Annotated in this window: 14 protein-coding genes and 1 pseudogene; 6 read left to right on the forward strand and 9 right to left on the reverse strand. The window is 38.0% G+C overall.

Features of this window, described 5'->3' with window-relative positions:
* Positions 1-547: 547 nt before the first annotated feature.
* The 6 genes from IEZ33_RS08980 (at position 548) to IEZ33_RS09005 (ending at position 8,007) form a co-directional block, all read left to right on the forward strand.
* The gene (locus IEZ33_RS08980) at positions 548-1,285 is read left to right on the forward strand and encodes a response regulator (protein WP_191603312.1); all 738 of its coding nucleotides are present in this window, start codon (positions 548-550) and stop codon (positions 1,283-1,285) included.
* Complete coding sequence (locus IEZ33_RS08985; RefSeq protein WP_191603313.1) at positions 1,286-3,805, forward strand: PAS-domain containing protein; 2,520 nt, start codon at positions 1,286-1,288, stop codon at positions 3,803-3,805. It begins immediately after the preceding gene.
* A 147-nt stretch (positions 3,806-3,952) separates the two neighbouring features.
* Positions 3,953-4,972, forward strand: a complete 1,020-nt coding sequence (locus tag IEZ33_RS08990; protein WP_191603314.1) for a sugar ABC transporter substrate-binding protein — start codon at positions 3,953-3,955, stop codon at positions 4,970-4,972.
* 98 nt (positions 4,973-5,070) lie between these two features.
* Positions 5,071-6,153, forward strand: a complete 1,083-nt coding sequence (locus IEZ33_RS08995) for an ABC transporter permease (RefSeq protein ID WP_191603315.1) — start codon at positions 5,071-5,073, stop codon at positions 6,151-6,153.
* On the forward strand, positions 6,153-6,947 hold the full coding sequence (locus IEZ33_RS09000; RefSeq protein ID WP_191603316.1) for an ATP-binding cassette domain-containing protein: 795 nt from the start codon (positions 6,153-6,155) through the stop codon (positions 6,945-6,947). Before IEZ33_RS08995 ends, IEZ33_RS09000 begins: the two co-directional genes overlap by 1 nt.
* A gap of 82 nt (positions 6,948-7,029) precedes the next feature.
* Entirely contained in the window at positions 7,030-8,007 is a 978-nt protein-coding gene (locus IEZ33_RS09005) for a substrate-binding domain-containing protein (RefSeq protein ID WP_191603317.1), read from the forward strand.
* Positions 8,008-8,036: 29 nt separating this feature from the next.
* Here IEZ33_RS09005 and IEZ33_RS09010 read toward each other — a convergent pair whose 3' ends face one another.
* From IEZ33_RS09010 to IEZ33_RS09045, 9 genes and pseudogenes are all read right to left on the reverse strand, one after another.
* Complete coding sequence (locus IEZ33_RS09010) at positions 8,037-8,693, reverse strand: sensor histidine kinase (protein WP_191603318.1); 657 nt, start codon at positions 8,691-8,693, stop codon at positions 8,037-8,039.
* A gap of 13 nt (positions 8,694-8,706) precedes the next feature.
* Positions 8,707-9,900 (reverse strand): response regulator, encoded by a 1,194-nt coding sequence (locus tag IEZ33_RS09015; RefSeq protein ID WP_240009673.1) that lies wholly within the window; start codon positions 9,898-9,900, stop codon positions 8,707-8,709.
* Between the two features lie 14 nt (positions 9,901-9,914).
* The gene (locus IEZ33_RS09020) at positions 9,915-10,136 is read right to left on the reverse strand and encodes a DNA gyrase inhibitor YacG (RefSeq protein WP_191603319.1); all 222 of its coding nucleotides are present in this window, start codon (positions 10,134-10,136) and stop codon (positions 9,915-9,917) included.
* Positions 10,129-10,731: a dephospho-CoA kinase gene (gene coaE, locus IEZ33_RS09025; RefSeq protein WP_191603320.1), complete on the reverse strand. Its 603-nt coding sequence runs from the start codon at positions 10,729-10,731 to the stop codon at positions 10,129-10,131. The genes IEZ33_RS09020 and coaE overlap by 8 nt, the downstream gene beginning before the upstream one ends.
* Positions 10,728-11,162 carry a prepilin peptidase gene (locus IEZ33_RS20720; RefSeq protein WP_240009674.1) on the reverse strand — a complete coding sequence of 145 codons (435 nt, stop codon included), beginning with the start codon at positions 11,160-11,162 and terminating at the stop codon, positions 10,728-10,730. The genes coaE and IEZ33_RS20720 overlap by 4 nt, the downstream gene beginning before the upstream one ends.
* A gap of 27 nt (positions 11,163-11,189) precedes the next feature.
* Positions 11,190-11,516, reverse strand: a pseudogene (locus tag IEZ33_RS21010) (prepilin peptidase); the annotation flags it as partial.
* A complete protein-coding gene (locus IEZ33_RS09035; RefSeq protein ID WP_191603322.1) occupies positions 11,516-12,568 on the reverse strand; it encodes a hypothetical protein in 1,053 nt (350 codons plus the stop codon). The gene IEZ33_RS09035 and the pseudogene IEZ33_RS21010, both read right to left, overlap by 1 nt.
* Entirely contained in the window at positions 12,549-13,481 is a 933-nt protein-coding gene (locus tag IEZ33_RS09040) for a GspE/PulE family protein (protein WP_240009675.1), read from the reverse strand. The genes IEZ33_RS09035 and IEZ33_RS09040 overlap by 20 nt, the downstream gene beginning before the upstream one ends.
* Before the next feature lie 4 nt (positions 13,482-13,485).
* Positions 13,486-13,944 carry a pilin gene (locus IEZ33_RS09045; RefSeq protein ID WP_191603595.1) on the reverse strand — a complete coding sequence of 153 codons (459 nt, stop codon included), beginning with the start codon at positions 13,942-13,944 and terminating at the stop codon, positions 13,486-13,488.
* Positions 13,945-13,983 lie beyond the last annotated feature (39 nt).

The following is a 13,983-nucleotide window of genomic DNA, read 5'->3' on the forward strand; positions in this document are numbered from 1 at the left end:
CCGCCCCAAGAAGTGTGTTTGATAGGGGCTTTAATAAGTACCTCTCTGTTGTTAAATTTATCTTGTTTCGATAAAAAACAAACTAAATAAACAAAAGAGTGACTATGGGTTCTTTAAAGCTAAACTCCAAACAAACTCAAAGCAATAATCGATTAACTCATCGCTTATCTAGAAGATTTGAATAAATTCAATATTTAGTTTCGAATAGAAGAAGACCTAACATTTGAAGATTCGCTAATAATATGACCTATTTATAGAAATAATACTCGACTATTATTGTTGTCCCTTTAAGCTAACAATATTACGGTGTTCTTTCTTGTAACACGCCGTGTCGTCAATGAAAGCTGACTTATTAGTTATAGGTAATAAATCAGAGGGTATCTCATTATAAACAGGTTAGTGACAACCATATACTTGATAAAAACTGATAAATAATGCTGTCTGGTAATTTTCTATTAACTTAACTGTGGTATTGCTAGTTGATGAATAACCCTTGATATAATCACACTTCTATAATGACTTGGCTACAAAGGATTCTAATTCATAAATGATTGAGCAGAATAAAAAAACGTTATTAATTGTCGACGATGATCAAGACATCAGCGAGCTTCTTTGTGATGCGTTTTCTCAAAAAGGCTATCAAGCGATATCGGCCGAAAACGGTACGCAAATGTGGGATTGTCTAAATGAGTCTCAAGTCGACCTCGTTTTGATGGACTTATATCTTAGAAACGAAGATGGTTTGCAATTAGCTAGGAGCATTAGAGACAGTTTTTCAATGCCTATAATGATGTTGACTGGCAAAGGTGACGAAACAGATCGTATCTTAGGTCTTGAGTTGGCTGCAGATGATTACATGATGAAACCTTTTAATCTTAGAGAACTGATGGCTAGAGTGCATGCGTTATTGCGTAGAGCTGTTCCGCCTCCTTCTCTACAGCTCCCTAACCTTATTGAAGAGGATCATGAATTTTTAAGCTTTGGGCATTGGACATTAGATATTACTTCTAGACAGTTACATGATCATACAGGTAAACAAATATCGCTCACTTTGGGTGAATTCTCTTTATTAGAAGTATTAGCTCGACATCCAGATAGAGTTTTTTCACGTGAACAATTAATTGATCAAAGCCGAGGCTTAGAAGCTGAAGTTTTTGATCGTACAGTGGATGTGTTGATTTTACGTTTAAGGAGAAAAGTAGAAGCAAACCCTAAAATGCCTCAATTTATCAAAACTCAACGTGGTCTTGGTTATTTTTTCCAAGGCCCTGTTCGGACAAATTAAATGCGCTTTACGAGTATTCGCCAAAAAGCATCTCTGGCTATCCTTACCATCAGTTTGGTTGCTCTTTTTATGGTAAGCATTGGTTGGAAATCGATGAGTGTCAGCGAGGCCTCTTTATCTGAATTTGAATCTGAGACTTTACCTGAAATCAGTACTGCATTGACATTAGCTGAAGGCGTGGCTCAATTGGCTGCTATTGCGCCTTATACAGCAGGATCCGGTAGGCCTTTTCAGTTGCAAACCGAGTCAGAGCGTATCAAGTTTCGCATACTGGAGTTGAGGGGGGTAGCTGAAAGCCTTGTTAATTCAGCATTCCGTGATGATATCGATAATCGTTTGGACGACTTACAGGTGACCTTAGAAGAGTTAGTAAGTTTAGTCCGTGAAGAGCTGTATATTAGGGAGGATAGTCTTGCTCAGCAATTTCGTATCCGCCATCTTAATAAGGGCAAGAATGACTCTACCGTTACGGATTTACAAGGGTTAACTTGGCTATTGCAATTGCTGGAAAACCCCAGCGCTCTCCCTGAAAATATTAATAAAGTACTGAATTTTAAGAGTCAAACTGACTCAGTTCGAATAATCGCTGATGAACTTCTTACTGCGCATAAAAGGCTAAACGAAATTCATGAAAGAAAAAATTATTTATTAATCTCTATTCGTGCTAAGTCCGAACAACTAAGCGCTCAGGTCAGTTATTTTGTAGGCGATTTGCAGAAAAAAGTGACTCGTCAACGACAAGATGTAGCGTCTTTTGTTTCTAATGGAGAGAACTGGATTATTGGTATCTCCGTTTTTTTATTGCTTGGTCTTAGCCGTTTGTATCTTTACAGTCAACGTATGACAAAAGATTTGGAGGCGGTAACTCATGAAATGGAGCAGTTATCGCTAGGTCGTGTTGATTCGCAGAAGCCAGTGACTCACCGTAATGATGAAATAGGTACTTTGGTTGATGCTTTTGAGGTTTTCCGGCGTGATGCATTAAGACGTATTGAGGTCACAGCGGAATTGTCTGAGCAAAAGCGACTACTGGAAACCATTTTTGACAATATGAATGATGGTTTAAGTGTATTTTCAGAAAAAGGGACTTTAGTTGCGTGGAACTCGGGATATCAAAAGCTATTTGATTTATCAGATGATGATTTGCAAGTTGGTATGTTACTAGAAGATGTGCAGTCTTTGATTAATCGTGGGCAGCACAAAAATCTTAACATAGAGAATCAGCAAGTGTATATGGAAGAAGTTAATGTTTCTCGACACTTACGTTTTCAAAGTTTTGAGCGTCACTTTGACTCTGGTAAAATTGTTGAATTTCGATCAAAACCAATGCCAGAAGGTGGCTTTGTTACCTTGTATACGGATTTAACAGAACGCAAGAATGTGGAAAGTCAATTGCATCAAGCGCAAAAAATGGAAATGTTAGGGCAACTTACTGGCGGTGTCGCACATGATTTTAACAACCTCTTAGCGGCTATCATGGGCAACTTACAAATGCTATCTGACTCCCGCCCACAGACGAAAGATCAAGCTAGGTATATAGACCGTGCTTTAGTTGTCTCTGAGAAAAGCAGTAATCTTGTTCAGAGATTGTTATCTTTTAGTCGCCGACAGCAGTTATTTCCAGTCTCAATAGCCATAGATGATTTAATTGAAGGAATGCTTGATCTTGTTGAATACAGTGTTGGAAATAATATTCAAGTGACACATCATTTACATTGTCCTGATGTTTTTAGTCTAATTGATCCATCACAACTTGAAAATGCGTTACTCAATTTAGCATTAAATAGTGCCAGCGCTATGCCAAAAGGCGGTCAATTAACATTTTCAACCAAACTCTGTGTTTTGCCTGATAGTGATATACCTGCCGTAAGAATACGAGTAGAAGATACCGGTGAAGGTATTCCAGACGATGTGCTTAGCCGTATTTTTGAACCTTTTTTCACAACCAAACCCGTCGGTAAAGGGAGTGGCTTAGGGTTGAGCATGATCTACGGGTTTGTGAAGCAAAGTGGTGGAGAGATTGTGGTTACCTCTGAACTTGGAAAGTGGACGAGAGTTTGCCTGTTCTTACCTAAGCAATTAACTTTTGAAGAAGTGCCTAAGCAGTCCATAGATTCGTTAATAGCCCCCATTTTATTACCGGAATGCAGCTCTATTTGGTTGGTTGAAGATGATGAAGAGGTCAACCGCGTAATGAGAGAGCAATTAGAGAAAATGGGTTTTTTTGTACAAAGTTTTGATCGCGCGGAAACCGTTTTTAACGCGTTGAAAAAATCCATTATACCGGATGCAATTCTTTCAGATGTTAACTTAGCTGGGACGATTAACGGAGTTGAGTTGGCGCATATTATTAAAAAAGATAATGGTAAAACATTAGGATTTAATGGGCCTGTTCTATTAATGTCCGGTTTACCTCAGGAGAAGTTGAAGCAAAACTATCATCTTGATAAAAGTGACTTATTTATCTCAAAACCATTCACTATTAAGGACTTAGAGCGCATCTTTCAAATGTCTAAGTAATTTATTACAAATATTACAAAAATAAAATCAATTGTGAAATTATTCATTAGTTTTCATTCTTCATAGTTATTAGCAGAAGCAAAAACATACCGATTTGTTTCACGGCATTGCTGCCAATAATAAAAACAAAAAGTGGAGAATACTATAATGAAATTCATGTACCGTAAAATTGCTTGCCTTGTTGCGGCTAGTGCTATGTCAACAGTGGCTATTGCTGACACTACGATAATTGGCCTTATCACTAAAACGAACACCAATCCATTCTTTGTAAAAATGAAAGAAGGTGCTCAGCAAAAAGCGGAGGAACTTGGTGTTGAGTTACGTACGTTTGCTGGACGCTATGATGGTGATAACGAAGCACAAGTACAAGCGATAGAAAACCTAATAGCGTCAGGTGCAAAGGGTATTCTTATCGCGCCTAGTGATCCTTCCGCTATTGTTCCTACCATTGAAAAAGCTCGTGCAGCTGGACTCTTAGTTATTGCCTTAGACACACCTCTTAGCCCAGCAAATGCAGCGGATATGACGTTTGCAACAGATAATTTTAAAGCGGGTGAAATGATAGGTATGTGGGCTAAGAAAAAAATGGGCGATGATGCGAACAATGCGAAAATTGCGCTTTTAGATCTAAATAGTAGTCAAATTACTGTTGATGTTGCTCGTGATCAAGGTTTCCTCAAAGGTTTTGGTATTGATATTAAAGACCCTAATCAAATGGGCGATGAAACCGACCCTCGTATTGTCGGGAATGATGTTACACAAGGTTCTGAAGAGGGTGGTCGTCGTGCCATGGAAAACCTTCTTCAAAAAGATCCTGAGGTGAATTTAGTTTATACAATTAACGAACCCGCTGCGGCCGGTGCTTATGAAGCACTGAAAGCATTTGGCTTAGAAAAAGACGTCACTATTGTTTCTGTTGACGGGGGGTGTCCTGGTGTAATGAATGTTAGAGACGGTGTTATTGGCGCAACGTCAATGCAATTCCCTCTAAGAATGGCTTCTGATGGTGTTACCGCTATTGTGGAGTTTGCAAAAACAGGAACACGTCCGGCCGCATCTGACGGTTTAGACTTCTTTGATACTGGGGTTCAATTAATTACTGATAACCCTGTTAATGATGTTGATTCAATTGGTTCTAAACCTGGTTTGAGCATGTGCTGGGGCTAATACGGCTATTTTTGTAAGATAAAGGGCTAAAAGGCGCCCTAACTTATGCCGTTAGTTTCTTTTTTGTCTAGCGGCTCTTTTCACGCCTGGAGTAATCTATGAGTTCTACCGATCCGAAACCTTCAACAGCTGTACTTGATCACGATAAAGTCGCTGATCAGGCACAAACTTATGTGGCGAAATTTGAAAATAAAGAAACCTTTGTTCAAAGTTTTCAAAAGTTTTTACATAAATATCCTATAGCGGCACCCAGTATTGTGTTATTGCTTGCTGTATTTGGCTTTAGCATCATAGTGGGTGACCGATTCTTATCCGCGTTTAATTTATCTTTAGTGTTACAGCAAGTAACGATAATTGGTGTAATTGGTGTTGCCCAGACCTTAATCATTTTAACCGCTGGGATTGATCTATCTGTTGGCGCAATTATGGTTTTGGCATCCGTAGTTATGGGGCGCATGGCCGTCGACTATGGATTAGATGCTTGGATGGCATTGTTGGTGGGAATCGGTGTTGGTGCATTGGCTGGTTTTATTAATGGTCAGTTAATCACTCGAATGAAATTGCCTCCTTTTATCGCCACTTTAGGGTCTTGGAATGTGTTTTTTGCTTTAAATCTTTGGTATTCAAAAAGTGAAACGATTCGCTCGCAAGACATCAGCTCAATGGCACCATTGTTACAATGGTTAGGGGAAACGGTAAATGTATTTGGTGCTCGTTTAACCTACGGTTCAATATTGATGTTAGGCATTTTCTTCATTATTTGGTACGCACTTAACTGGACCCCATGGGGGCGTCATGTCTATGCAACAGGTGATGATCCCGCTGCTGCAAAATTGGCTGGTATCCGCACGGATCGAATTCTATTATCCGTTTATGTTTTAGCGGGTGTAGTTTGTGCCATAGGTGCTTGGGTGTTGATTGGTCGAATTGGGTCAGTAAGTCCTCAAGCAGGTTATACGACGAATTTAGATAGTATTACTGCCGTTGTAATTGGAGGGTGTAGTTTATTTGGTGGCCGGGGCTCAATTTATGGGACACTTGTTGGTGCTTTAGTCGTTGGTGTTTTCCGTAATGGGTTAGCTTTGGCTGGTGTTGATGTTTTATGGCAAGAGTTCACCGTAGGCATTTTGATTATCGTTGCCGTTGGTGTCGACCAGTGGATCAGAAGAGGGACAGCATAATGAGTGCTCAATATGATAAAACGCCCGTAATACAAACTAAAAATTTAGTAAAGCGATATGGTAGCGTAACGGCCATAGATCATGCTGACCTAGAGCTTTATCCTGGTGAAATTTTAGCGATCATCGGCGATAATGGCGCTGGAAAGTCTTCTTTGATTAAAGCGTTATCTGGTGCATTGGTTCCCGATGAAGGGGAGATTCTTCTTGATGGACAACCCGTTCATTTCTCGTCGCCAATGGAGGCTCGTTCTTTAGGTATAGAGACTGTATATCAAAATTTGGCGGTTTCGCCTGCGTTGAATATTGCCGATAATTTGTTTTTAGGACGTGAATTATTAAAGCCAGGGATCTTGGGTTCTGTTTTTCGTATGCTAGATAAAAAAGAAATGGAAAAACGTGCCCGTGATAAAATGGCAGAATTAGGTCTAATGACTATCCAAAATATCAGTCAAGCGGTTGAATCCCTTTCAGGAGGCCAAAGGCAAGGTGTAGCCGTTGCACGCTCCGCTTTATTTGGAAGCAAAGTGGTTATAATGGATGAACCGACGGCCGCTCTCGGTGTTAAAGAGTCACGGCGTGTACTTAATTTAATAAAAGAAGTACGAGATAGAGGTTTGCCTATTATTTTGATAAGCCATAACATGCCTCATGTTTTTGAGGTGGCCGATCGTATACATATTCATCGTTTGGGTAAAAGGGCGGCGGTTGTTACACCCCAGTCTCATACCATGTCTGATGCGGTTGCTATTATGACTGGAGCGATGGAGGTTGAAACTCAAACGGCTGTAGCGTAAAAACTCGGTTTCTACTGCCTATATACAAGGATTGCCATTAATAAGGAGTAGAAACCAATTTTTCTGAATTAAGAGGGTGCTAATGAGTGTATTTAATACCATAAAGCTATTCATTGGTAAAACTAGGCTTTGCTCTTTGAAGTTACCAATATTACACAGTTTGTGTACATTATCGATTGTTATTATTTTATTAATACCAGATTCAATTCGTTCATCGGAGACGTCCCCGCTTAGATCTATTGGTATCAGTGTCGCCGATTTAGGTAACCCGTATTTTGTGAGCCTAGTTGATTCTATTGCGTCTAAAGCTGAAGAATCGGCTGGGCAACCTGTTAAAATGTTGATTCGTTCAGATGCCTATGATTTAGATCGTCAAATAGAGCAGCTTAATTATTTTATTGAGCAAAATGTTGACCTTATTATACTGACCGCTGCAGATGAATATAAAGTTGCCGCCGTTGTTTCACGTGCTCAAAGACTGGGTATTAAGGTCATTGCCGTTGATGTTAATGCTAAAGGTGCCGATGCAACCATTACGACGGATAATGTTCAAGCGGGTGTGGTTGCTTGCGAGAAACTCGCCGAAAAAATTAATTATAAGGGTGATTTTGTTATTATTAATGGCGTTTTAGTTTCTTCAGTCATTGAGCGTGTAGCGGGCTGTAAATCCGCTCTAAGTAAATACCCTGATATTACTATTCTTAGCGATCGGATGAATGGGACTGGAAGTGTTGAAGGAGGCATGGAGGCCATGACTTATTTAATGGAAACTTATGACCATATAGATGCTGTTTTTACTATTAATGACCCTACTGCATTAGGCGCATTAAGAGCGGCGAAACAAGCCAATCGCAATGAGTTCATCATGGTATCTGTTGATGGTGCCCCGTTTGCAATAGACCTGATTAAAGAAGAAAGTAATCCATGGGTGGCCACCGCAATTCAGAGACCAGAGATAATGGCGGAAAAGGCAATTGATATTGGTATGGATCTGCTAATGGGGAAAGAGGTGGCTCAACGTTTTATTCTAATACCTTCTATATTAGTCGAAAAAAAATAAGCCGTATCCTCGAGCCACTGATTATGTAATTACTGAGGTAGGGATATCTGTAAGCAGGCACCGCCTAACTGAGTTGACTTACCCTTAGAAATATAACCTTTTACCTCATTTACAACGTGTGATTGGGCTGAAAGCTCGCAGAAGTAAAGGCCAAGTCCAGTATTTTCAGAGAATAAGAAATCATCATCCTCATCGTTCAAAAAGCCAGGGCCATCATCTTCAATTGTAAAAACTAAAAAGTTATCTTCTTTATTTGCAGAAATTTTAATAGACTTTTTGGCAAAACGAAGTGCATTGTAAACAGACGTGCTGATGGCTGATGTTATTAATCTTTCATCTAATACACCGTATAATTTCTTTTCGCATGTAAAGGTTAGTGAAAGGTTTTTAGATGAAGCCGAGCTGCTTAAGACAAATACTTGGTCATCTAAAAATTCAGAAATATCTAGGGTTTCATAATGAATGTTATAACCATTGGTTGAAAGTTTATAAAGATAGAGATACTCAACCCATTCATCGTTTAACTGCTTTAAAATATTTTCGATTGTATCGACAGTTTGATCAATGTCGGTGTTCATTTCCTGATGATTTTTAATGGTATGTGTATGATAAAGTAATGTGCCTATACGGTTTTTACTTTCATGAATAGCGCTGGCTAGAATAGTGCTTATATCTAATTCATTCATATTTGATACCTAGCTAAAGACTGAGTCGTTCTTTGTATTCACTATTAGGCTGAGTCGCCTTTCCATTATTATAGTCCTCATTCCAAAGTATAAACGAATCTTTTGCACTTACCGTATCATTCTGGTTTAAATAAAATTGTACTTTTAAATCATGTACGCTTGTATTTACCGCTACATTTTCTTCAGAAAATACGTCTACTTTTTTTAGTGTACTTTTAAAGCTGTCCTTTTGACGGGCTAGGAGCTCTTCTTTTGTAGAGAGACCGACGATGGACTTGAGGTGATTAAGGTAAATTTCAGGAGAATTAAAACAAGAATGTTTTGCTAGAAAAACCGCACGTCTAAATGACATTTCTGCTAGAAGGAAGTCTTGGAGGTCTAGACTTAACTTACCAAGTTCAATTTGTCTTAGAATACTTTTTGGTGACCTTTCGATGGCGTCAATTAAAACGGATTGAGCTTCTGTTTGCCTGTTTTGTTCTATTAGACACTTTGCTAACCAATCATACGCGGTTATAAAAAACTTATTATCTAACATGAGCTGTTTGAGTTTCGTTTCCGCGACACTGTATTCTTTCATTAACAAATGTGTTTTGGCGAGGCCAAAGAGCGACCAAGGCATTTTTTGTTTTTTAAACTCTTGTGAGTAGATCTTTTTAGCGAGTGGATAGTTTTCTAATTGAATGTAGCAATCACCGATAACTCGGTTACATTTTCCGGTTAGAAATGGGTACTTTTTCATTACTGCTTTGCTTTCATCTATCGCTTGAGCGTATTCATTTTTGTCTAAAGCCTGGTTAACCTTCTTTAATTTTTCTTTATTTTCTAGGAGTTTTAATAAGCGTCTTTGGAGCAGTGCTTGAGAAAAGGGTTTGGTAATGTAGCCGTCGGGTTGGTATTCAACCGCTCCCATAACCATCTCAATTGACGTTTCTGCCGTCACCATGAGGTAAGTTGATGTGTTTGGAATTAATGACGAATGACGAACTTCTTCAAGTAATTGTTGGCCGTCTTTTCCATTTCCTAAATTGTAATCGGATAAAATTAAATCGTATGAATTATTACGAAGTAATTCAATAGCTGATTCGGCCTTCATAGCAACATCGATAGATTTAAAGCCGAAGTCTGTAAGCATTTTTTTCTGTAAAATTCTAGCTTCGGCCATATCTTCGATTAGGATCGCTTTTTTAGAAGAAAAATCAATCATTGCTATTCATGCCCTTAATGTAAGTGGCCAGAATCGGAGGATAGGTCTGCGGTCATAATATCATCTTCTTCTGAGTCAATTTGAGGGATACTATAGCTTTCATTGGCCCAGTCTCCAAAATCAATCATTTTACACTTGTCACTGCAAAATGGCCTAAAGGCATTTTTAACTGACCAAAGCGCTGGCTTCTTGCAAGTGGGACAATTGATGTATGTATTTTGCTTTATTTTATTCATTAATCGTATTTAAAATTTTCTGATGCAGTACGGAGACTTTATCACCCAATTCATCTAGATTGCCAGTGTTTTCAATAACATATTTCGCTTTTGCTACTCGTTCTTGGTTACTTAACTGTGAGTTAATAATTTTTAGGGCCTCTTCTTTGGTTGATTTATCTCTAGAACAAACCCTTTCAAGTTGAATATGCTGCGAGACAGAAATAGCAATTACCGCTTGGCAAATCTGATCTTGACCTGTTTCAAACAAAAGAGGATGGACTAATAAACAATATTCAGACCTTGATCGCCGTATTTTCTCCATTGTTAGTTGTCTAATTAGCGGATGTGTAATGGATTCTAGCCATTTTTTTTCTTCTAAATTATTGAAAATGATACGCCTTAATTTAGCCCTATCAAGGCTACGATCATTATTAAGTATGGATTCTCCATATCTGTCACTGATGAGGTGAAGTAAGGTCGAACCTGGTAGAACGATTTCTCTTGAAATGTTATCAACGTCAACATACTCAATACCGTATTCTTTAAATAAGTTGGCAACGGTTGATTTTCCGCTACCAATGCCTCCAGTTAAACCAACGATATAGTTCTTCATAAAATTTGATACCAAAAGAATGTATAGGCAGATAGGCAGAGATAAGGCCCAAAAGCCGATTGCCTTTGCCTATGAAATATATAAGCCACAATGCCAAATAAACTGGCCATGAATACTATATAAGAAATAGAGAAGGCGCCAAACCAAGCCCCAATGCCAGCTAACAGCTTTGCATCTCCTAAGCCGATGACTTCAACTTTTCGAATTTGTAAAAAAAACAATCTAATTAAGTAAATTCCACCGTAACCAAATAAAATGCCGTATACAGATGAAATGGTTTGCACTTCATTGGGGAGAACCAGTACTAAAGAAAGAATAATCAGAAGACCATTGAGCTCGTCCGGTATCCATTGATGCTTATAATCAAAAATAGTAATGGTTAAAAGGCAGCAAAAAATGGAGCTAATCAGAATAAGTTCAAATAAAGACATTTTAAAAAATAATAGGGGTAAACATAACAAGAGAGCCGCTATTTCAGTGACCAAGTAGCTAAGGCTAATTGGTTTTTTACAGTGTCTACATTTACCTAACTGAATCAGATAACTTACTATTGGAATCAGCTCAAGAATTGATAATTGCGTGTGGCACTTGGGGCATTGCGATCTTCCTGAAATAAAGGAAGGGGGTTGATCCTCATCGAAAGAGAGACCAACAATGTCATGTGCTTCTTTTTTCCAATGATATTCACAAAATAATGGCCATCTGTGGATAAAAGCACTAATAAAACTCCCTATGCATAATAAAGTGAGGCTATAAAAAAATGTGAATGTTATGTCATATTGCATTAAAAGGGTTCCATTAAAGGACTATAAATATTTATTAAGAGGCGTGCGACAAAAAAGCCAGCTATTAATAACGAGAGTATTGGCAGTACATTATTAAGCGTGTTTAGGGTACGAGACCAGCGTTGTTTTTGGCATTCTGAGGCCATTGATAGCGCTCTTTCTATACTGCCATTTTTGTTGGAGTTTACCAAGGCTAATTGTGATTCCTGAAGAAACCAATTTTTTGGGAAGCTATCAGAGTATTCAAAACCAAGCCTAATCTTGTAATAAAGTATATAAAGTTGCTTTTTGTTTAAGTGATGTGAAGAGGATAGGGCAATTTTTTTTATGCTATCTTGCAATGAATCTCCTGAGTTCATTGAAGCAAGGAGTAATTCAAAAAAATTATACAGCCTTAAGGATGAAAAAAAGCGTTCTAGAAAGAAAATCATTTTGCCACTTATGACATAATAAACGATCGCGCATTGCGCTAGACTTATGATTGCGTAAAGCATTAGTAATGATAGTTGAAAGCTGCTTTGCATTACTGAATTTACAATCATAACTATGATTGATACCTGTGTAATAAAGAAAGGATAATACAATGATTTTAGAAGCTTGTCGGCCGCTTCTTTACGAGAGCGAAGGTATTCAAGCATAATGGTTAAGCTCTTAGTGAAGCCTTCTTGTGTCGTATTTTTTGGTAAAAATTCGCATAAAAATTGCGTAGCATTATCGCATATTTCTGAGATAGCTTGATGAACAGGGACACCCAAATTGATTTGTTGAGAGATGTATAAACAATTTAATGATGTGCTTTTCCCCCTGGTGGTGCTCATTCCTAGGATGGTTTCATTCAATGTCATTCCAAGTTCCATGCTACTGTTTAGCTCTTTCAGTAAAGACATAAGGCTAACACTGTTTATTTTATGAACCCTTTTCTTTACCAGTCTATGCTCCCAGTTCTTATGTTTAAATTGTACTATGTATTGAGCGTTATACATTTTCACTACAGAGTCGTTTCTTTGGTCTGATATGTAATAAAAAAAGGCATTATTTTGTTGTTTCATCATAATGATCCCAGTTAGCTACATCATTGATTAATGATTGATAGTCCTTCGGTAAGTTGTTCCCCCAGCTTGGCGCAATCCCTGTAAAATACGGGACACGTCTATTATTCTGGTAAGTCATTTTTTGATGAATTACAAAGTTTAAAGAGCTAACTAGAGTGAACATATCAATATTCCACCCTTGTAACCTATAAAAAAGCTCTAGAGCTGAGTTAGTGTGAATAGTAGTCAGTACAAGGTGACCCGTGTGTGCCGCCATTAAGGCTAAATCCGCGGTCTCCTTATCCCTTAGTTCTCCAATAAAAATCACATCGGGATCTTGTCTTAATAAACTTTTAAGAATGTATTGCGGCGTGATATGTATTTGGCTATTAAGCTCACATTGATAAAAGTCTTTAATGGTGAATTCAACGGGGTCTTCAATGGTAAATATGGTTTTTTCACCATTATTTAAATGCTCTAGACATGAATATAACGTTGTTGTCTTACCTGCTCCTGTGGCGCCACACACAAAGATAATACCCTTTGGTTTTTCTAAAGATTGCATGAGTTTTTTTTGTATATGGGGTGGTAAATTTATACTTTGAAGAGAGTGATTAAATCCAGAAGGAAGTATTCTGAGTGCAATTTTTTCACCTAGTTTTGTATTGATAATGCTAATTCTAATAAAGTACTCACTTTGTTCAAACATAAACGAAAACTGGCCTTCTTGAGCCCGCCTAGTTTCTGAAAGATCTAAATTTGATAGCATTTTTAGTCGATTAAGGGCGTTTTTGGATACCTGTTCTTTATGAAGTACGGCGACTTTACCAGCCACCCGATACTTTACTAAAAAATTTGTTGAGGTAGGGCACAAGTGAATATCTGTTGCATTATTGGCGATCGCAATATTTAAGGACTCTTCTATCATGATCATCAGATTAATCCTCGACTTCTAATTGACTGCAATGATCAGACAGTAACGCTGTAGGGAGTGTTGATGAGCAAGACCACTTAGCTGTTAAAGTGCGAGAAAAGACAAAATATTGATTTGCCTCAACACTATTGCCCTCATTTAGTAATACTTTAATTGTCCCTGTTATTCCTTGAACATTTTCAAGAGACGAAGACATTATGATGCTATTGTCACTCAAATTTTGAGTTTCTTTTATATCATCAAATTGAGTCGAATTAGGAAATGAACCTGTAGTTAAAATAAACTCTTCAATGGATGTCTGTAGGCCATTCGAGTAACTGTAAACTTCAAGCAGTTTTGCTTTAGCGATTTTTTGTATTAACTGGGGCGCACCGAAGCTCGCTAGAATAGCCACGATGGTTATAACAACTAAAAGTTCAATGAGCGTAAACGCACGTTTACATGAATAGAATTGTCTGTTCATTTTTTAATCCTTTAAAATAATGAAATAATACGTCCTGTA

The sequence above is a fragment of the Marinomonas algicola genome, from assembly GCF_014805825.1.
Taxonomy (GTDB): domain Bacteria; phylum Pseudomonadota; class Gammaproteobacteria; order Pseudomonadales; family Marinomonadaceae; genus Marinomonas; species Marinomonas algicola.